This is a genomic window from Umezawaea sp. (genome assembly GCF_057122925.1).
Genome location: NZ_DBNGPQ010000081.1, coordinates 31,212 through 48,885 on the forward strand (window position 1 = coordinate 31,212; position 17,674 = coordinate 48,885).

General features: G+C 72.5%; 20 protein-coding genes. 6 read left to right on the plus strand and 14 right to left on the minus strand.

Annotation, left to right across the window (positions count from 1 at the left end):
* Positions 1-7: 7 nt before the first annotated feature.
* Entirely contained in the window at positions 8-1,519 is a 1,512-nt protein-coding gene (guaB, locus tag AC156L_RS18060) for an IMP dehydrogenase (protein WP_330879525.1), read from the minus strand.
* Positions 1,520-1,679: 160 nt separating this feature from the next.
* Here guaB and AC156L_RS18065 point away from each other — a divergent pair, with 160 nt between their 5' ends.
* The gene (locus tag AC156L_RS18065) at positions 1,680-2,069 is read left to right on the plus strand and encodes a DUF5319 domain-containing protein (RefSeq protein WP_330879526.1); all 390 of its coding nucleotides are present in this window, start codon (positions 1,680-1,682) and stop codon (positions 2,067-2,069) included.
* A 59-nt stretch (positions 2,070-2,128) separates the two neighbouring features.
* On the opposite strand, the gene AC156L_RS18070 is transcribed toward AC156L_RS18065, so the two are convergent.
* The 5 genes from AC156L_RS18070 to AC156L_RS18090 form a co-directional block, all read right to left on the minus strand.
* A complete protein-coding gene (locus AC156L_RS18070; protein WP_330879527.1) occupies positions 2,129-3,058 on the minus strand; it encodes an anti-sigma-D factor RsdA in 930 nt (309 codons plus the stop codon).
* Entirely contained in the window at positions 3,059-3,631 is a 573-nt protein-coding gene (locus tag AC156L_RS18075) for a sigma-70 family RNA polymerase sigma factor (protein ID WP_330879528.1), read from the minus strand.
* Positions 3,632-3,846: 215 nt separating this feature from the next.
* Positions 3,847-4,443 (minus strand): response regulator transcription factor, encoded by a 597-nt coding sequence (locus tag AC156L_RS18080; protein WP_015805222.1) that lies wholly within the window; start codon positions 4,441-4,443, stop codon positions 3,847-3,849.
* Between the two features lie 80 nt (positions 4,444-4,523).
* Complete coding sequence (locus AC156L_RS18085; protein WP_330879529.1) at positions 4,524-5,417, minus strand: hypothetical protein; 894 nt, start codon at positions 5,415-5,417, stop codon at positions 4,524-4,526.
* A 31-nt stretch (positions 5,418-5,448) separates the two neighbouring features.
* On the minus strand, positions 5,449-6,468 hold the full coding sequence (locus tag AC156L_RS18090; RefSeq protein ID WP_330879530.1) for a MerR family transcriptional regulator: 1,020 nt from the start codon (positions 6,466-6,468) through the stop codon (positions 5,449-5,451).
* Between the two features lie 198 nt (positions 6,469-6,666).
* Here AC156L_RS18090 and AC156L_RS18095 point away from each other — a divergent pair, with 198 nt between their 5' ends.
* Positions 6,667-6,966 (plus strand): WhiB family transcriptional regulator, encoded by a 300-nt coding sequence (locus AC156L_RS18095; RefSeq protein ID WP_330879531.1) that lies wholly within the window; start codon positions 6,667-6,669, stop codon positions 6,964-6,966.
* A gap of 192 nt (positions 6,967-7,158) precedes the next feature.
* Here the strand turns inward: AC156L_RS18095 and groL are convergent, their stop codons facing one another.
* The 5 genes from groL to tsaB all read right to left on the minus strand — a co-directional run bounded on the left by groL (position 7,159) and on the right by tsaB (position 11,558).
* Positions 7,159-8,781, minus strand: a complete 1,623-nt coding sequence (gene groL / locus AC156L_RS18100; RefSeq protein ID WP_330879532.1) for a chaperonin GroEL — start codon at positions 8,779-8,781, stop codon at positions 7,159-7,161.
* A 79-nt stretch (positions 8,782-8,860) separates the two neighbouring features.
* Positions 8,861-9,154 (minus strand): co-chaperone GroES, encoded by a 294-nt coding sequence (gene groES, locus AC156L_RS18105; protein ID WP_106187556.1) that lies wholly within the window; start codon positions 9,152-9,154, stop codon positions 8,861-8,863.
* A 198-nt stretch (positions 9,155-9,352) separates the two neighbouring features.
* Positions 9,353-10,405 carry a tRNA (adenosine(37)-N6)-threonylcarbamoyltransferase complex transferase subunit TsaD gene (tsaD, locus tag AC156L_RS18110; RefSeq protein ID WP_330879533.1) on the minus strand — a complete coding sequence of 351 codons (1,053 nt, stop codon included), beginning with the start codon at positions 10,403-10,405 and terminating at the stop codon, positions 9,353-9,355.
* The gene (gene rimI, locus AC156L_RS18115; RefSeq protein ID WP_414720063.1) at positions 10,402-10,887 is read right to left on the minus strand and encodes a ribosomal protein S18-alanine N-acetyltransferase; all 486 of its coding nucleotides are present in this window, start codon (positions 10,885-10,887) and stop codon (positions 10,402-10,404) included. The genes tsaD and rimI overlap by 4 nt, the downstream gene beginning before the upstream one ends.
* Positions 10,884-11,558, minus strand: a complete 675-nt coding sequence (gene tsaB, locus AC156L_RS18120; protein ID WP_330879534.1) for a tRNA (adenosine(37)-N6)-threonylcarbamoyltransferase complex dimerization subunit type 1 TsaB — start codon at positions 11,556-11,558, stop codon at positions 10,884-10,886. Before tsaB ends, rimI begins: the two co-directional genes overlap by 4 nt.
* 85 nt (positions 11,559-11,643) lie before the next feature.
* On the opposite strand from tsaB, the gene AC156L_RS18125 reads away from it, so the two are divergent.
* Genes AC156L_RS18125 through AC156L_RS18140 form a run of 4 tightly spaced genes read left to right on the plus strand, consistent with a single transcriptional unit; the run spans position 11,644 to position 14,982 of the window.
* Positions 11,644-12,051, plus strand: a complete 408-nt coding sequence (locus AC156L_RS18125; protein WP_330879535.1) for a MerR family transcriptional regulator — start codon at positions 11,644-11,646, stop codon at positions 12,049-12,051.
* A complete protein-coding gene (locus AC156L_RS18130) occupies positions 12,035-12,343 on the plus strand; it encodes a thioredoxin family protein (protein WP_330879536.1) in 309 nt (102 codons plus the stop codon). The genes AC156L_RS18125 and AC156L_RS18130 overlap by 17 nt, the downstream gene beginning before the upstream one ends.
* 36 nt (positions 12,344-12,379) lie before the next feature.
* Positions 12,380-13,756, plus strand: coding sequence for an acyl-CoA synthetase (locus AC156L_RS18135; RefSeq protein WP_330879537.1), 1,377 nt, complete (start codon positions 12,380-12,382; stop codon positions 13,754-13,756).
* The gene (locus AC156L_RS18140) at positions 13,753-14,982 is read left to right on the plus strand and encodes a carboxyl transferase domain-containing protein (protein ID WP_330879538.1); all 1,230 of its coding nucleotides are present in this window, start codon (positions 13,753-13,755) and stop codon (positions 14,980-14,982) included. The genes AC156L_RS18135 and AC156L_RS18140 overlap by 4 nt, the downstream gene beginning before the upstream one ends.
* On the opposite strand, the gene tsaE is transcribed toward AC156L_RS18140, so the two are convergent.
* The 3 genes from tsaE to alr are packed head-to-tail and all read right to left on the minus strand — an operon-like array spanning position 14,979 to position 17,673.
* Positions 14,979-15,455, minus strand: a complete 477-nt coding sequence (tsaE, locus tag AC156L_RS18145; RefSeq protein WP_330879539.1) for a tRNA (adenosine(37)-N6)-threonylcarbamoyltransferase complex ATPase subunit type 1 TsaE — start codon at positions 15,453-15,455, stop codon at positions 14,979-14,981. The two genes, AC156L_RS18140 and tsaE, sit on opposite strands and share 4 nt — an antisense overlap.
* On the minus strand, positions 15,437-16,540 hold the full coding sequence (locus AC156L_RS18150) for an alpha/beta fold hydrolase (RefSeq protein ID WP_484407044.1): 1,104 nt from the start codon (positions 16,538-16,540) through the stop codon (positions 15,437-15,439). Before AC156L_RS18150 ends, tsaE begins: the two co-directional genes overlap by 19 nt.
* Positions 16,537-17,673 (minus strand): alanine racemase, encoded by a 1,137-nt coding sequence (gene alr, locus AC156L_RS18155; protein ID WP_330879541.1) that lies wholly within the window; start codon positions 17,671-17,673, stop codon positions 16,537-16,539. Before alr ends, AC156L_RS18150 begins: the two co-directional genes overlap by 4 nt.
* Between the last annotated feature and the right edge of the window lies 1 nt (position 17,674).

The window sequence follows — 17,674 nt, forward strand, 5'->3', positions numbered from 1 at the left end:
GATCCTCTCAGCGGGTGGTGTAGTTGGGGGCTTCGACGGTCATCGTGATGTCGTGCGGGTGGCTTTCCTTCAGGCCCGCCGCGGTGATCCGCACGAGCTGCGCGTTCTGCAGCTCCGGGATCGTGCGGGAACCGGTGTAGCCCATCGCCATGCGGAGACCGCCGACGAGCTGGTACGCCACCTGCGCGAGCGGACCGCGGAACGGCGTGCGGCCCTCGATGCCCTCCGGCACGAGCTTGTCCTCGGACAGCACGTCGTCCTGGAAGTAGCGGTCCTTCGAGTACGACTTGGTGTCGCCCCGACCGGACATCGCGGCGAGGGAACCCATGCCGCGGTAGGTCTTGAACTGCTTGCCGTTGACCAGGATCAGGTCGCCGGGGGCCTCGGCCGTGCCCGCGACCAGGCTGCCGACCATGACGGCGCTGGCGCCCGCGGCGATGGCCTTGGCGATGTCGCCGGAGTACTGGATGCCACCGTCGCCGATCACCGGCACACCGGCCGGGCGGCACGCGAGGTACGCCTCGTGGATCGCGGTGATCTGCGGGACGCCGACGCCCGCGACCACGCGGGTCGTGCAGATCGAACCGGGTCCGACGCCGACCTTCACGCCGTCCGCGCCCGCGTCGACCAGCGCCTGCGCGCCGAGCCGGGTCGCGATGTTGCCGCCGACGACGTCGACGGTGTCGCCCAGCTCCTTCTTGAGCTTCGCGACCATCTCCAGCACGCCGCGCGAGTGGCCGTGGGCGGTGTCGACCATGAGGACGTCGATGCCCGCGTCGGCCAGCGCCATCGAACGCGCGAACGCGTCGTCGCCGACGCCCACCGCGGCGGCGCACAGCAGCCTGCCGTCGGGGTCCTTGCTGGCCAGCGGGTACTGCTCGGTCTTGACGAAGTCCTTGACCGTGATCAGGCCGCGGAGCTTGCCGTCGCCGTCCACGATGGGCAGCTTCTCGATCTTGTGGCGGCGCAGCAGGCCCAGCGCGGCCTCGGCCGACACGCCGACCTGCGCGGTGACCAGCGGGCCCTTCGTCATGACCTCGCTGACCTTGCGCTTGTGGTCCACCTCGAAGCGCATGTCGCGGTTGGTGATGATGCCGACGAGCTTGCCGGACGGGTCCGTCACGGGGACGCCGGAGATCCGGTAGCGGGCGCACAGGTCGTCCACGTGCGCGATCGTGTCCTCTGGCGTGCAGGTCACCGGATCGGTCACCATGCCTGCCTCGGAGCGCTTGACCGTCTCCGCCTGGCTGGCCTGGTCCTCGATCGACAGGTTGCGGTGCAGCACGCCGATCCCGCCCTGGCGGGCCATCGAGATGGCCATGCGCGCCTCGGTCACGGTGTCCATCGCGGCGGAGGCCAGCGGGATGCGCAGCGTGATGTTGCGGGAGATCCTGGTGCTGGTGTCGACGTTGCTGGGCACGACGTCTGATTCCGCAGGCTGCAACAGGACGTCATCGAAGGTCAGTCCCAGCATCGCGAACTTGCTCGGGACTCCGTCAACGTTGAGCTCGCTGGTCATAGCGGGTGACAAGCCTTCCGTCGTGCTGCGGACCCACCGCGAGCGGATCGGGGTTCCGCTTGGGGGCAGCATCTGATTCTCGTCCCTGCGGACAGGTCCGGGGCGTTCACGTCATGGTATCTGGGCGGTCACCGGCCTCCGCCCGGTACCGTGCGGGGTCGTGCCGCACGACGCCTTGCCGCCAGACCCCTTCGCCGAGGATCCGGAAGATCCCGCGAAGGCCATGGCCGAGCCAGAAGAAGACCACGAGCACCCCGAGATGGGCGACGAGGAACGCGCCGAACTCGTGGGTGACCTCAGCGACCTAGCGGTGTACCAAGCCCTGCTGGAACCCAGTGGTGTGCGGGGGATCGTCGTGGACTGCGGCGAGTGCGAGGAGCCGCACTTCCACGACTGGGCGCTGCTGCGGGCCAGCCTCGAACAGCTCCTGAACGACGGCCGGATGCGCCCGCACGAGCCCGCGTACGACCCGGACCCGGCGTCGTACGTGACGTGGGAGTACTGCCGCGGGTACGCCGACGGCGTCACCGCCACCGAGGACGCCCGCTGACGGTGTGACGAAGCCCGCCCCGGAAACCGGGGCGGGCTTCGTCACACCTGCGGAGGGAGCTACGAGGTCGGCGTGGTGTCGCCGGACTGCGGAGTGACCTCGCCGGTCGGATCGGTGTCGTCCGGCGGCGGCGGGGGCGGGGGCGGCGGAGGAGCGGGCTCGCTGGTCGTGCTCGTCGTCGGCTCCGACGTGTTGGACGCCGAGGCGGTCGGCGACTCCGACGTCGTGGTCGGCTCCGTCGTGGGCGACGTGCTCGACGACGTGCCGGTGGGGTCCGGCACCGACGTGGTGCCCGACGGCGTGGTCCCCGTGTTCACGGTGGTCGCCGTGGTGCTCACCAGCTCGTCCAGCAGCTTCGTGTGCTCCTGCGACAGGTCCACGTGACCGTCGTCGGCCGACACCATCGGGAGGGCGACGCCCGCCTTCTCCAGCGCGTTCTTGGCCTCGTTGACCCTGCCCTCGCGCAGTGCGGCGCGGGCGGCCTCCAGGTCGGTGTTCACGGCCACGGCGGCCTCGACCGACTGCGCGTGGTCGGAGTACAGCACGCGGGTGAGGCCCCACAGCGGGTCGCCGGGGTGCGCGTCGCGGGCCACCAGGCTGACGCCGGTGAACGCGATGGCGAGGATGGCCGCCGCGCTGGCCAGCGGGATCAGGAAGCGGTGCCGGGACGGCGCCTTCGGCCGCGCGGCCGCGATCGTGGCCACGGCGGTGTCCGTGTCGACCAGGTCGGAGATGGCCTGGCTGTCGACGTCGTGCCGCCACGCGAGCAGCAGCGCGTTGAGGTCGTCCTGGACCAGGTCGCCGACGCGGTCGGGGTCCTTGCCGCCCAGCGCGTCGAGCAGCGCGTCGTCGGCCTGGATGCCCGTCAGGTCGTCGGGGAACTGGTCGGCGGTGTCCGTCGACCGATCGTCCGAGGGGAGAGGTGCTCTCCCTTGCTGTCCGCGCACGACTTCTCCGTTGTCCTTCTCGTGCTCGTGCTGGTCGGCCACTCAGACCACCTCCTCGGCTGCCAACGTCTTGCGGAGCCTGGACAGCGCGCGGTGCTGCGCCACCCGGACGGCTCCGGCGGTCGACCCGACCGCGGCGGCGGTCTCCTCGGCCGACAGCCCGACCACCACGCGCAGCAGCAGGATCTCCCGCTGCTTCTCGGGCAGCACCCGCAGGAGCTGGGCCATCTGACCGGTGAGTTCGCCCTGCATGGCCCGCTGTTCCGGACCGGCGTCGGTCTCGGGACCGTCCGGGACCTCGGCCACCGGTTCGGAGCGGTTCCTCGACGAGGACCTGTGGGAGTCGGCCACCTTGTGCGCGGCGATGCCGTACACGAACGCGAGGAACGGCCGACCTTGATCGCGGTAGCTGGGCAAGGCCGTCAACACCGCGAGACACACCTCCTGGGCCACGTCGTCCGCCGAAGCGAAAGACCTCTCCTGCCTTCCGACTCGGGCGCGGCAGTACCGCACCACCAGGGGACGGATCGAAGCCAACAGGCGCTCGATGGCGGCCCTGTCACCTTCGACGGCCGCGCCTACTTCGGCGTCCAGTCCGTCCCCCAAGTTGGTCATCGCAGACAGCAGCCCCGGTGTTACGCCTTGGCGTCTCGACAACGAACAGCACAAGACGATCGACGTCACTCGTACTAGTGACGCACACGGTACCGGCCAGGTGGGCAAACGGCGGCGGGAGGGGCCACGGAGACCCCTCTGACCTGCCACCGCACAAACCGAATCCAGCCCGGCGACGAAGCGCCGGGCTGGATGAGGATACCCGCGGTCGTGATCTAGGACACGAGGCCGCGGCGGAAGCCGTGGGCGACCGCCTGAGCGCGGTCGCGGACACCCAGCTTGCGGAACAGCCTCCGCGCGTGGGTCTTCACGGTGTCCTCGGACAGGTAGAGCTCGCGCCCGATCTGACCGTTGCTCTTGCCCTGGCTCATGCCGCGCAGCACCTGGAGCTCGCGCTCCGTGAGCTGGACGCCGGGGTCCGAGGGCTGACGGGGTGCAGGCACCGACGTGCTCGCGAGGGTGTGGGCCAGCGCGGCCACCAGCTCGGGACGCGAGGCGTCCCAGCGGAGGTAACCACGGGCGCCACCCGCGATCGCGGCGGCGATGCTGCCCGCGTCGTCCGGGGCACCGAACACGATGACGTTGGCCTGCGGGTTGGCCGAGACGAGTCGCCGGGTTGCTTCAACACCGGTCGGGACGGCGCGCTGGGTACCTACCAGCACGACGTCGACTGGCTGCCGTGAAAAGCGAGCCAACAACTCGTCACCGTGCGCTACGCAGTCAATGCGACTAACCCCGGGGACGGCCGACATGACACGGGTGAGGCCCTCCCGCACGCTGCGCCGGTCGTCGCAAATAAGGACCGTAGTCACGGGGACTCCTTCCTGCAGCCGAGTGACGTTTCATCTCCCCTATCGGACGCTGGAGGCCCAACCTTGACACGATCCGGTGCTTAATCCGTCAAGAACTTCGACAGGGGGTCTGCGTTCGGGGGTTCCCCGGAACGGAGCAGCGCGGTCGGCACCCAGGGGGAGTCCCGCGCCAGCCGTCGACCGATCGGGTCAGCCCTGCGTAACACGCAGCTCAGAGCCTCGGTAGCCCGTACGGGAGGATTACCCGCCGCAGATGGGTCATGGTCGGAGAGCACCAGAGCCGTCGGCCAGATCAACGACCACAGGTCTCGTTTGGTAATGTGATTTAGGTCACACTCTAGTAGCTCAACGCCGCGAGCGACACCCCCGACGGTCCCCCACACCACCAACGAGGTCCCGAGGACGACGTCCGACTTGAGCGCGTGGCGGACCGCCCCGGCCTCACGCGCGGTCACCGCGGCGGCCTCCGCGGGCGCGACGGCCGCCTCCGCGCGCCCCTCGGCCAGCTCGACCTCGGCGGCCACCCACCCCCGGCGCACGGCGGTCCGCCAGCAGCCCGGCTCGACCTCGGCGAGCAGCCGCCGCGCCTCGCCCGTCCTACCTGCGCCGATGGCGTCGGCCGCCAGCCCGAGCAGCGCGTCGGCGCGCGCTCCCGCCCCGTCGACGCCGTCCCGGTCGGCGGTGCCACCGGCCGGGGCGGTCGCCAGCGCGCGGGCGTCGAGGCCCCGAGCGACCGCGTGGCCGCCCAGCTGGCGCCGGTGCGACGCCAGCGTGGAGGCGGCCAGCGAGGCCACCAGGCGGTCCCGGTCGTGCAGCAGGGCGCCCAGGGCGGTGGCCGCGGCCGCGTAGTGCCCCTGCCCGCCGAGCACCACCGCGGCCAGCCAGCGCTCCCGCGCCGACCCGTTCGCGAGGGTGCTCCAGACGGGTGTCTCCGGGCGGTCGCCGAACGCCGCACGTCTCAACTGGTCTTCCACGGTCACATCGTGCCGGGTTCCGACGACGTCATCAGCAGACGGCCCGCTCGACCGCGGTGGCGGCCGTGCCCAGGTCATCGATCCGCTCGGCCGTGGAGGGGACGACACCGCGCTCCCAGCCGGGACCGCCCACGAACAGGCGCACCCGCTGCCTCGTCCGCGGCACCACCGCGAGCGCCCCCGGATCGGCGTAGCGCGGGAGCTGCGCCCAGAGCACCACGGCGGCGGGCGCGACCCTGAGCACGGCCGACCGCAGCGCCTCCGCGGGCAGCGCCGCCCCGAGCTGACGAATCCCCACGCCGCGCTGCGACAGGACCGCCGCGAGCGGGTAGAGCGGGATGTTGTGGCGCTCGTCGGGCATGCACGCCAGCAGCACCGGGCGGTGGTTGCGGGGAGTGGTCACCACGGGCGTCACGCGGATCATCGCGGCCAGCACGCACTCGTTCAGCAGGTGCGAGACCTCGACCCCGGCGCCCGAGTGCTCCCACCGCGCGGCCATCGCGCCCATCAGCGGGCGGACCACCTCGTCCCACGTCGCGACCACCCCGTCCTCGCCGAGGGAGTCGGCCAGGATCTGCTGCGCGGAGGCCGAGTCCATCGCGAGGACCGCCCGGCCGAGCCCGCGCGCCCGGCGGCTCGCCCCCGGCATCCGCAGCCCGCGCCCACCCGCCCTCGCCCCGACCTCGCCGCCGGTGAGCAGCGGGACCGGTGCGGGCGCCACGATCCGGGCGGTCCGGGGCGTGGGCACCCTCGACGCCAGCGCGTACTTCGCGGCCTCCGCCGACGACGCGCCCCGCAGCAGTGCCCGCTGCATCAATTCCAGGCGGGCGATGTCGCCCGGCGCGTACCGGCGGTGTCGCCCGGTCGTGTGATCGCTGGGTCCGAGCCCGTAACGGCGGTCCCACGTGCGCAGGGTGGCGGGCGCGACACCGAGCCGACGGGCGACGGCCGCCACCGACAGCACGAGTTGGGCGGCCGGATCCTCTTCCGCCGCGCCGGTTTCCCGCCCACCGCCCGCCGGGGCGGCCGGGTGCTCCGGATGCGTCGTCACGCGGTCATCGTCCGGTTGCGACGCCCTCGCGGCAACTCCGGCGGGTGAACGCCCGAGCACGAGCTGATCACCCATCGGTTGAATAACGAGCTTTCTCGTGCCAGAGCCCTTGAACAAGTTTTGGCGCGGTTCTACGGTGGATCAACATTAAGCCGAATGGAGCAGTCCACAGCAGTGGGCCAAGGAGGCGGTCTCGACATGGCGGACACCCGAAGGCTCCCCGGACCCAACGCCGATGTGTGGGACTGGCAGATGACCGGGTCTTGTCGCGGAATGGACAGCGCGTTCTTCTTCCACCCGGACGGGGAGCGAGGCCCGGCACGGGCCCGGAGGGAAGCACGGGCCAAGGCGGTGTGCCTCGCCTGTCCGGTGCTGGAGATGTGCAGGCGCCACGCGCTGGCGGTGCAGGAGCCGTACGGGATCTGGGGAGGTTTGTCTGAGTCGGAGCGGGACAGCATCATCAAATCGAGGAAGCGGCAGTTGGCGCTGACCACCTGACCGGGGGCGGTTCACCCTCGGGTTCGGCCGGCTTGTCGAGGGAGCCGACTGACCGGGGTGCCTGCCGTCGTCGTGGTGCGTGACGGGCGGTCCCTCCGCGGAGGGGCCGCCCTTCGCGTCCGCGCCCGAGCGCGGGGACGCGAAAGGGGCGGCACCAGGATCTGGTGCCGCCCCTCGTCGCGAGCTGTCGAACTAGTGGCCGTGCCCGTGGCCGTGGCCCGCACCCGCGGCAGCGGGCTCCGGCTCCTTCTTCTCCACGATGGCGCTCTCCGTGGTGAGCACCATGCGGGCGATCGAGGCGGCGTTGGTGACCGCGCTGCGGGTGACCTTGACCGGGTCGATGATGCCCCAGTCGAGCAGGTCGCCGTAGACCAGCGTGGCGGCGTTGAAGCCGAAGCCCCAGTCGCCTTCGCGGACCTTGTTCACCACGACGGCGCCTTCGAGGCCCGCGTTCGTGGCGATCCAGAACAGCGCCGAGCTCAGGGCCTCGCGGACGATGGCGACACCGGTCGCCTCGTCGCCCGTGCGGTCCAGACCGCCGTCGAGCACCTTGGCGGCGTGCACGAGGGCGGAACCGCCGCCGGGCACGATGCCCTCCTCGACCGCTGCCTTGGTGGCGGCGACCGCGTCCTCGATGCGGTGCTTCCGCTCCTTGAGCTCGGTCTCGGTGGCGGCGCCGACCTTGATCACGGCGATGCCGCCGGAGAGCTTCGCGAGCCGCTCCTGGAGCTTCTCGCGGTCCCAGTCGGAGTCGGTCGCCTCGATCTCGCGGCGCAGCAGCTCCGCGCGACCGGCGATGTCGGCCTTCGAGCCACCGCCGTCGACGATGGTCGTGTTGTCCTTGGACACCACGATGCGACGGGCGGAGCCCAGCACGTCGAGGCCGACCTCGGACAGCTTGAGGCCCACCTCGGCGGCGATGACCTGGCCGCCGGTGACGACCGCGAGGTCGTCCAGGAACGCCTTGCGGCGGTCGCCGAAGAACGGCGCCTTCACGGCCACGACGCGGAGGGTCTTGCGCAGGGCGTTGACCACCAGGGTGGACAGCGCCTCGCCCTCGACGTCCTCGGCGATCACGACGAGGGACTTGCCGGACTCGGCGACCTTCTCCAGCAGCGGCAGGAAGTCGGCCAGGGCCGAGATCTTCTCGCGGTGCAGCAGGATGAGGGCGTCCTCGAAGACCGCTTCCTGGGCCTCGAGGTCCGTGGCGAAGTGCGCCGAGATGTAGCCCTTGTCGAACTGGACACCCTCGGTGATCTGGAGCTCGGTGAGCATCGTCGAGGACTCCTCGACGGTGATCACGCCGTCCTCGCCGACCTTCTCGATGGCCTCACCGAGGAGGGCGCCGATGGACTCGTCGCGCGAGGACACGGTGCCGACCTGCGCGATGTTGTCGCGGCCCTTCACCGGGGTGGCCTTCGCCTTGAGCGCGTCCACGACGGCGTCGGCGGCGGCCTGGATGCCGAGGCCGAGCGCGGTCGGGTTCGCACCCGCGGCGACGTTGCGGAGACCGACGCGCACCATGGCCTGCGCGAGCACCGTGGCGGTGGTCGTGCCGTCACCGGCGACGTCGTTGGTCTTGGTCGCGACGGCCTTCGCCAGCTGCGCGCCCAGGTTCTCGAAGGCGTCTTCCAGCTCGATCTCGCGAGCGATGGTGACACCGTCGTTGGTGACCGTCGGGCCACCGAACTTCTTGTCGAGGACGACGTGGCGGCCTGCCGGACCAAGGGTGACCTTGACCGTGTCGGCCAGCTTGTTCACGCCGCGCTCGAGTGCCCGACGAGCGTCCTCGTCGAAGCTGATCTGCTTGGGCATTGCCTAGCCTCTCTTGTGCGAAACGCCCCGGTAGCCCCGGATCTGGGGTCGCCGGGGCGCTTGCGTGTCAGCCGAACGACTAGTTGATGACGGCCAGCACGTCGCGGGCAGAGAGGATGAGGTACTCCTCGCCGTTGTACTTGACCTCGGTGCCGCCGTACTTCGAGTAGATGACGACGTCGCCGACAGCCACGTCCACGGGGACGCGGTTGCCCTTGTCGTCGATTCGGCCCAGGCCGACCGCGATGACCTTGCCCTCCTGGGGCTTCTCCTTCGCGGTGTCCGGGATCACGAGGCCGGAAGCGGTCGTGGTCTCGGCCTCGCTGGCCTGGACGACGATCTTGTCCTCGAGCGGCTTGATGTTCACGCTCACCGGGCTGACCTCCACGGTCATTGAAAGCGTTGGCAGGTGGTTACGGCACCTGCCACCCCGCCGTCGCGGGGGTCGGGGCGGTACTGGCGCCGTGTGATTAGCACTCTACCCACTTGAGTGCCAACGCTCAACGGAGGGGCGGCCGACAGTTCGGCGCGGGCGTGGATTCGCGGTCGGGACGCCTCGGGACCAGGCTCCTCACCACACCTGGATCGTGCTCACGGGCAGGCCGGGGGTGGTGGAGAGGTCGATCGGGGACGGCTTGGCCCCCGCGGCCACCAGGTGGGCGCCGATGGCGGCGATCATCGCCCCGTTGTCGCCGCACAGCTTCGGGCGCGGGACGCGGAGGTCGATGCCCGCCTCGGCGCAGCGCTCGGCGGCCAGACCGGAGATGCGGGAGTTCGCCGCGACGCCGCCCGCGATGACGAGCGTGTCGACGTCCAGGTCCTTGCAGGCCCTGATGGCCTTCATGGTCAGCACGTCGGCGACGGCCTCCTGGAACGACGCGGCCACGTCGGCGAGCGGGATCTCCTCGCCCGCCCGCTCGGCCTTCTCGACCCAGCGGGCCACGGAGGTCTTCAGGCCGGAGAAGGAGAAGTCGTACCGGGCGTCGCGGGGGCCGGTGAGGCCGCGCGGGAACGCGATGGCGCAGCCGTTGCCCGTCTTGGCGAGCTTGTCGATCGGCGGGCCGCCGGGGTACGGGAGGTCGAGCAGCCTGGCGACCTTGTCGTAGGCCTCGCCCGCGGCGTCGTCGACGGTGGAGCCCAGTTCGGTGATCTTGTGGGCGAGGCCCTCGACCAGCAGGAGCTGGGAGTGGCCGCCGGAGACCAGCAGCGCGAGGCAGCGCTCGGGGAGCGGGCCGTGCTCCAGCGTGTCGGCGGCGACGTGGCCCGCCAGGTGGTTGACGCCGTAGAGGGGCTTGTCCAGCGCGGCGGCGTAGGCCTTGGCGGCGGAGACGCCGACCAGCAGGGCGCCCGCGAGGCCGGGACCGGCGGTGACGGCGATGGAGTGGATGTCGGACAGGCCGACGCCCGCGATCTCCAGCGAGCGGCGCATGGTCGGGACCATGGCCTCCAGGTGGGCGCGGCTGGCGACCTCGGGGACGACGCCGCCGAACCTGGCGTGCTGCTCGACGCTGGAGGCGACCTCGTCCGACAGCAGCTCCACCTCGCCGTTCGGGCTGAGGCGGACGATGCCGACACCGGTCTCGTCGCACGAGCTCTCGATGCCGAGGATGAGCCTGTCGGTCACGGGTTTTCCCTCACAACGGCGGGGCGGGCCATCGTGTACGCGTCGGCACCGGATGGCATGTAGTAGCGGCGGCGCAGGCCGATCTTCTCGAAGCCGTGCGCGACGTAGAGGCTGATGGCGGGCACGTTGTCCGTGCGGACCTCCAGGAACACCGGCGCGTGGACCTCGTCCGCGCGCTCCAGGAGGGCGCGGAGCAGGCGCTTGCCGATGCCGAGGTGCTGGTGGCCGAGGTCGACGGCGAGGGTGTGGACGCTCGCCTCGAAGTCCGGGGCGCGGCCCGTGACGGCGAGTCCGCCGTAGCCGATGAGCGTGCCGTCGGCCAGGTACGCGCCGAGGTAGTGGTTGCCCACCGCCATCTCGGACAGGAACGAGGTCGCGCTCCACGGGTCGTCGCCGGGGAACAGCTCGTGCTCGATCTCCACGCAGCGCGGCACGTCCTCGCGGCGCAGCGGCGAGATCGACACCAGACTGGCGCGGCTCATGCCCGTGTCACCCTCTTGCGGCCGACGGGCTCGACGGCGTCCGGCCTGCGCAGGTAGAGCGGGGTCAGCGGGCCGGGCTCGGCGCCCGCCAGCAGCTCGGCGGCGGCCACCCCGACGAGGGCCAGCGGGGTCGGGTGGTGCGGTGCGACGACCGGCAGGCCGAGGACGTCGGCGTAGAGCGCGGCACCCTCCCCCACGGCCGCGCGCACGTCGAGGCCGCGGTCGGCCAGGTCGGCGGGCCGGTCGACCCCCGGCCCCTCGACCCGGCGACCGGTGGCGTCGTAGACGGCCCAGTAGACCTCCTTGCGCCGGGCGTCGGTGGCGACCAGCAGCGGCTCGCCCGTCGCCGCGGCGAGCGCGACGGCGTCCGGCGTCGGCACGGGGTACACCGGGCGGCCGAGCGCCTGGCCGAGCGCGGCGGCCGTGACCAGGCCGACCCGCAGGCCGGTGAACGGGCCGGGGCCCGCCCCGACGACGATCGCGTCGACGTCGGCGAACGTCTTCCCCGCCTCCGCGAGGGCGTCCTGGAGGTGCGGTGTGAGCAGCTCGCCGTGGGCCTTCGCGTTGAGCGTCACCCGCTCGGCGAGCAGTCGGGGCGGCGAATCAGCCGTCAGGTCGACGACACCGGCGGTGACCGCGGGTGTGGCGGTATCGATGGCGAGGACGAGCACGGTTGTCAAGGGTACGGGTGTTCGCCACTCGCCCTTGCCTTGACGTCGGCGTCAAGGTGGAGCATCGCCCGCGGAGGAGGTCGCCATGCGCATCGGGGAACTGGCCGAGCTGGCCGGGACGACGACCAGGGCCCTGCGCTACTACGAGGCGCAGGGCCTGCTGCCCGCTCGGCGGGACGGCAGGGGCTACCGGACCTACGACCGTTCCGACCTGCGGCTGGTCGCCGAGATCCGGTCGTTGACCGGCATCGGGTTCGCCCTGGAGGAGACGCGGCCGTTCGTGGAGTGCCTGAGGGACGGGCACCCGACGGGCGACTCGTGCCCGGCGTCGGTCGCGGTCTACCGGCGCAAGCTCGCCGAGGTCGACGACCTGATCGACCGGATGACGGCGGTGCGCGACCGGCTGCGGGACCAGCTGGCGCTGGCCGGGGTGCCCTTCTCCACACCTGTGTGCGCGACGAGTGGTGGGAGCGAGCTTGAGGACGCTGACTGATGAGACGTTCGCCGACGTGGTGGGCACCGGGACCGTGCTGGTCGAGTTCAGCGCCGTGTGGTGCGGGCCGTGCCGGATGGTCGAGCCGGTGCTGGAGCAGATCGCGGCGGAACAGGGGGGCGCGCTGACCGTCGCGAAGCTCGACATCGACGCCAACCCGCGCACCGCGCGGGACCTCGCGGTGATGGCCGCGCCCACGCTGCACCTGTACAAGGACGGCGAACTGGTGGCCAGGGCGGTGGGGGCGAAGCCGAAGTCGCACCTGGTGGCGTGGCTCGAACCACACTTGTGATGCACGACGGGCGCGGGGGCCGGCATCGTTGCGCAGATGTTGATCCCCGCGCTCGCCTCCCCCTCGGACGACATCGCGCTCGACTTCCCCGGTCGGACCATGACCTACCGGGAGCTGGCCGAGGAGGCCCGGTCGGTCGCGGGCGGGCTGGCCGGGGTGTCGCGGGTCGCGGTGTGGGCGCACTCGACCGTCGAGGCGGTCGTGGCGATCGTCGGCGCGCTGCTCGCCGGGGTGCCCGTGGTGCCGATCAACCCGAAGATCGGCGAGCGCGAGCTGGCGCACATCATGTCCGACAGCTCGCCGGACCTGGTGCTGGACGGGACGCTGCCGTCCGGGCCGCCGGTCGAGGTGCGGTCGCTCGACCCTGAGACGCCCGCGCTGATCATCTACACGTCGGGGACCACCGGCCCGCCGAAGGGCGTGGTGCTCCCCCACCGGGCGCTGAGCAGCAACCTGGACTCGCTGGCCACCGCGTGGGAGTGGACGGCCGCCGACGTCGTCGTGCACGCGCTGCCGCTGTTCCACGTGCACGGCCTCGGCCTCGGCGTGCTCGGCCCGCTGCGGCGCGGCGGGACCGCGAAGCACCTCGGGAAGTTCTCCGTCGCCGCCGCCTCGGAGGCGTTGGCGGGCGGTGGCGTGATGTTCGGCGTGCCGACGATGTACTCGCGGATCGCCGCCGAGGTGGAGGCCGACCCGTCCCTGGCCGCCGGGTTCTCCGCCGCGCGGCTGCTGGTGTCCGGGTCCGCCGCGCTGCCCGCGACGGTGCACGAGCGGATCGCGGCGGCCACCGGGCAGCGGGTCGTCGAGCGGTACGGGATGAGCGAGACGCTGATGAACACCAGCGTCCGCGCGTCCGGCGACCGCAGGCCGGGGACCGTCGGTCTTCCCCTGGACGGCGTGGAGGTCCGTCTGGCCGGGGAGGAGGGCGCGGCCGACGCGATCCGGGAGATCGACACCGGGATCGGCGAGATCGAGGTGCGCGGGCCGAACCTGTTCCTGGAGTACCTGAACCGGCCCGACGCCACGGCCGCCGCGTTCGTGGACGGCTGGTTCCGGACCGGTGACATGGCCGTGCTCGACCCGGACGGGTACGTGCGGATCGTCGGGCGGCGGGCCACCGACCTGATCAAGAGCGGCGGGTACAAGATCGGTGCGGGTGAGATCGAGAACGCCCTGCTGGAGCACCCCGGCGTGGCCGAGGCGGCCGTGACCGGCGAGCCGGACGACGACCTCGGCGAGCGGATCGTGGCGTGGGTCGTGCCCGCCACCGGGGAGTTCCCGAGCGAGGCCGAGCTGGCCGACCACGTGGCCGGGCTGCTGTCGCCGCACAAGAGGCCGCGGGTGGTGCGGTTCCTGGAAGCGCTGCCGCGCAACGACATGGGCAAGGTCCTCAAGCGTTCCCTCGGCGCATGAACCCCCTCGGTTGGGCGGGTTACGGTGCCCAGCTGGGGCGGGCCCGGTCCAAGACCGGCGGCGACGAGTCGGTGTCGTGGGAACGGCGCGGCGACGCCGTGGCGATCTCGTTCGACTTCCGGTTCCTCGGCGGCTCCGTCGGCACGGCCACCGGGGACCTGATCGAGGAGGCGTTCACCGAGGCGGGCGCGGAGGGCCTGCCGGTGGTGTCGGTCATCGCCACCGGCGGCAGCCGGATGCAGGAGGGCATGGCGTCGCTGCGCCAGTTGCAGCGGATCTCCGGCCTGTGCGCGCGGCACGCCGAGGCGGGCCTGCCGCACGTGTCCGTGCTGTGCGACCCGACCACCGGTGGCATCTGGGCCTCGCTGGGGGCGGGTGCCGACGTGGTGCTGGCCGTGCCCGGCGCGCAGGTGGGCTTCGCCGGGTCACGGGTGCGGCCCGCCGCCGACCTGGACGACCCCGCCTACACCAGCGAGGGCCAGTTCGCGGCGGGCGCGGTGGACCTCGTCGTGGAGCCCGCCGAGCTGGGCGGTGTCCTGGGAGCGCTGCTGCCGCTGCTGATGGGCGGCGACCTGCGGCCCGCGTCGGTGCCCCGCGCGCTGGGCGCGACGGACCTGCCCGCCGACGGGTGGGCGGCCGTGGAACGGGCGCGCGCCCCCGAACGACCCCGCGCGCAGGCCTACCTTGACGACTACTTCTCGGCGCGGATCCCGTTCAGCGGCGACCGGGCGGGCGGGGTCGATCCGGGGATGCTCTGCGGGATCGGGCTGCACGAGGGCCGGTCCGTCGTCTACGCGGCGCAGACCGGGACCGCCAACACACCCGCGGGGTTCCGGACCGCCAGCCGGGTCGTCCGGCTCGCCGAACGGCTCGGGCTGCCGGTGCTGACGCTGGTGGACACGCCGGGGGCCGCCAACGACGCCGCCGCCGAACGCGCGGGAGTCGGACCGGCCATCGCCGAGCTGTTCGGCGCGCTGGCCGCCGCACGGGTGCCCGTCACGACGCTGGTCGTCGGCGAGGGCGGCTCCGGCGGGGCGCTGGCCCTGGCGTCACCGGACCAGACGTGGATCGCCCCGGACGCCTACTTCTCGGTGATCGCCCCCGAACTGGCCGCCGCGATCCTGAAGCGCGACCCGTCGCAGGTGAAGGCCACGGCGGACCAGCTGAAGCTGCGCCCGCAGGACCTCGTGGAACTGGGCGTGGTCAGGGGGGTCGCCGGCCCCTAGGGCAGTTCGCGGTCCACCCACGAGCCGTGCGGGAGCAGGTGGGCCAGCCGCACGTCGTCGTCCCGCCGCTCCAGGCGGATCAGCAGGTGGTCCTCGGAGAGGCGCTCGGCCGCGCCCTCGCCCCACTCGACCGCCACGACCGAGTCGACCAGGTCGGTGTCGAGGTCGAGGTCGTCCAGCTCCTCCAGGTCGCCGCCGAGCCGGTAGGCGTCGACGTGGACCAGCGCGATGCCCCGACCGCCCTCGGCGGGCTCGTGGAGCCGCGCGATGACGAACGTGGGCGAGCTGACCCGGCCGGTGACGCCCAGCCCCACCGCCAGGCCCCGCACCAGCGCCGTCTTGCCCGCGCCCAGCGGTCCCGCCAGCAGCAGCAGGTCACCGCCCCGCAGGACCTTCCCCAGCCGTTCGCCGAACGCCTCGGTGTCCTCCACACGGGGCAGTTCCAGGGTCTTGCTCACGCTCGTCGCCACCATCGCCGTCGACTTTCGTCCTGCTCGACGGCGGACCGCCGAATCAAACCGATCAGGTGCCCGGTGACCAGTTCCGGTTGTTCCAGCATGACCATGTGGCCCGCGCCGGGCGCGCGCACCAGTTCGCCGTCCGGCATCTCCTCCGCCATGCGCTCCGCGTGGGAGAACGGCGTGAGCCGGTCCGCGTCACCGCTGACGACCAGGACCTCGCAGTGGCGGAGTCCGGCCAGGGCGCGGTAGCGGTTGTGGGTTCCCAGGGTCTCCAGGAACTCCGTGAGGACCTTGACGCTGGCCTGGTTGATCATCTTCTCCATCAGGTCCACCAGCAGCGGGCTGACCTTGCGGTCGCCGAACGCCAGGACCCTGATGCCGCCCCAGGTGACCTTGTCCGCCCGCCGCCGCGCCCACTCGACGAACCCCGGCTGGATGCCCGCCAGCCTGCCGACGCCGAGGGTGACGGGGTTGTAGCGGGACAGCACCGACTTCGACAGGCCCGCGCCGCCGACGGCCCCGGCCGCCGTGCCGACCAGGGCCACGCCGCGCACGCGGTCGGCGAACAGCTCCGGCCGCTGCTCGGCCAGCGCCATGATCGTCATGCCGCCCATCGAGTGGCCGACGAGCACCAGCGGACCGTCCGGGACGACCGCGCGGATCACCGCGTCCAGGTCGTGGGCCAGCTGCTCGATGGTGCTGCCCTCGGGCGTGGACCGGCCCGACCGGCCGTGGCTGCGCTGGTCGTAGAGGACCTGGCGGACCCGCGGCTCGACCAGCGCCGCCAGGTCGCGGCGCTGGAAGTGCCAGCAGCGGCGGTCGAGCGCGAAACCGTGCACGAGGACCACGTTCAGCTCGGGGTCGCCGCCGTCGGCCGGGAGGACCTCCTCCACGGACAGCGGGACGCCGTCGTCCGCCGCGACGGTCGACTCCCGGTCCGCGGGCAGCTCGCCCAGCGGCTCGTCGGCCAGCGGGTCCCTGGCCTTGCGCTCCTCGGAGACCTTCTTGCGGTGGGCCGCCGCGCCCACGACCGCGCCGGTCGCGGCGGCGCCGAGGACACCGGTGGCCAGGCCCAGGGTTTTCCAGAGGGAGTTCACGTCTCGACCAGCTCCGGGACGCCCACGTAGGTGCGGCGCAGCCTCGGGCGGTGCATACCGGTGACGATCTCGTAGTCGATCGTGCCGATCGCGTCCGCCCACTCCCGCGCGGTGGGTTCACCGCGGTCGCCGGGGCCGAAGAGGACGACCTCGTCGCCCTCGGCCACGTCGAGGGCGCCGCAGTCCACCACGACCTGGTCCATGCAGACGCGGCCCACGACCGGGAGCCGTCGGCCCCCCAGCAGGACCTCCATCCGTCCGGACAGGCTGCGGGGGACGCCGTCGGCGTAGCCCGCGGGCACCAGCGCGAGGGTGGTGTCCCTCGGGGTCGTCCAGGTGAGGCCGTACGACACCGACTCCCCGGCCGGGACGCGCTTGGTGAGGGCCACGCCCGCGCGGAACGTCATCACCGGACGCAGGTCCACCGGCACGCGGACCGGGTTCAGGCCGTACGCGGCGATACCCGGCCGGACCAGGTCGAAGTGCAGGTCGGGGCGGGTGATCAGGGCCGCCGAGTTGGCGAGGTGGCGCAGCGGCCGGAGCCCGGCGGCCAGCGCCTGCCGGTAGGCGGTGTCGAAGCGCTCGGCCTGGAGGCTGATCGACGGGTGGCCGATCTCGTCCGCGCAGGCCAGGTGGGACCAGACGGCCACGACCTCGACGGCCGGGGTGGCCGCGGCCTCCGCCACCAGCGCGGGCCAGTCCGCGGGCTGGCAGCCGTTGCGGGAGAGACCGGTGTCGATCTTGAGGTGGATCCGGGCCCGCCCGCCCGCGGCCCGAGCGGCCTCCGCGACGGTGCGCAGCATCCGGGTCGACGCCACCGAGATGTCCACGTCGGCCGCCACGCCCGCGGCGAAGTCCTCGCCGGGCAGGTCGAGCCAGGACAGCACGCGCGCGGTGATGCCCGCCGCGCGCAGGGCCAGCGCCTCGGCCAGCGAGCAGGAGCCCAGCCACGTCGCGCCCGCGGTGAGGGCGGCACGGGCCACGTCCACGGCACCGTGGCCGTAGCCGTCGGCCTTGACCACGACCATGGTCGCCGCGCCGGTGCGGTCGGCCAGGCCGGACAGCACGGCGACGTTGCGGCGGAAGGCGGCGAGGTCGACCACGACCTCGGCGCGGGGGGTGGAGGCAGCCATG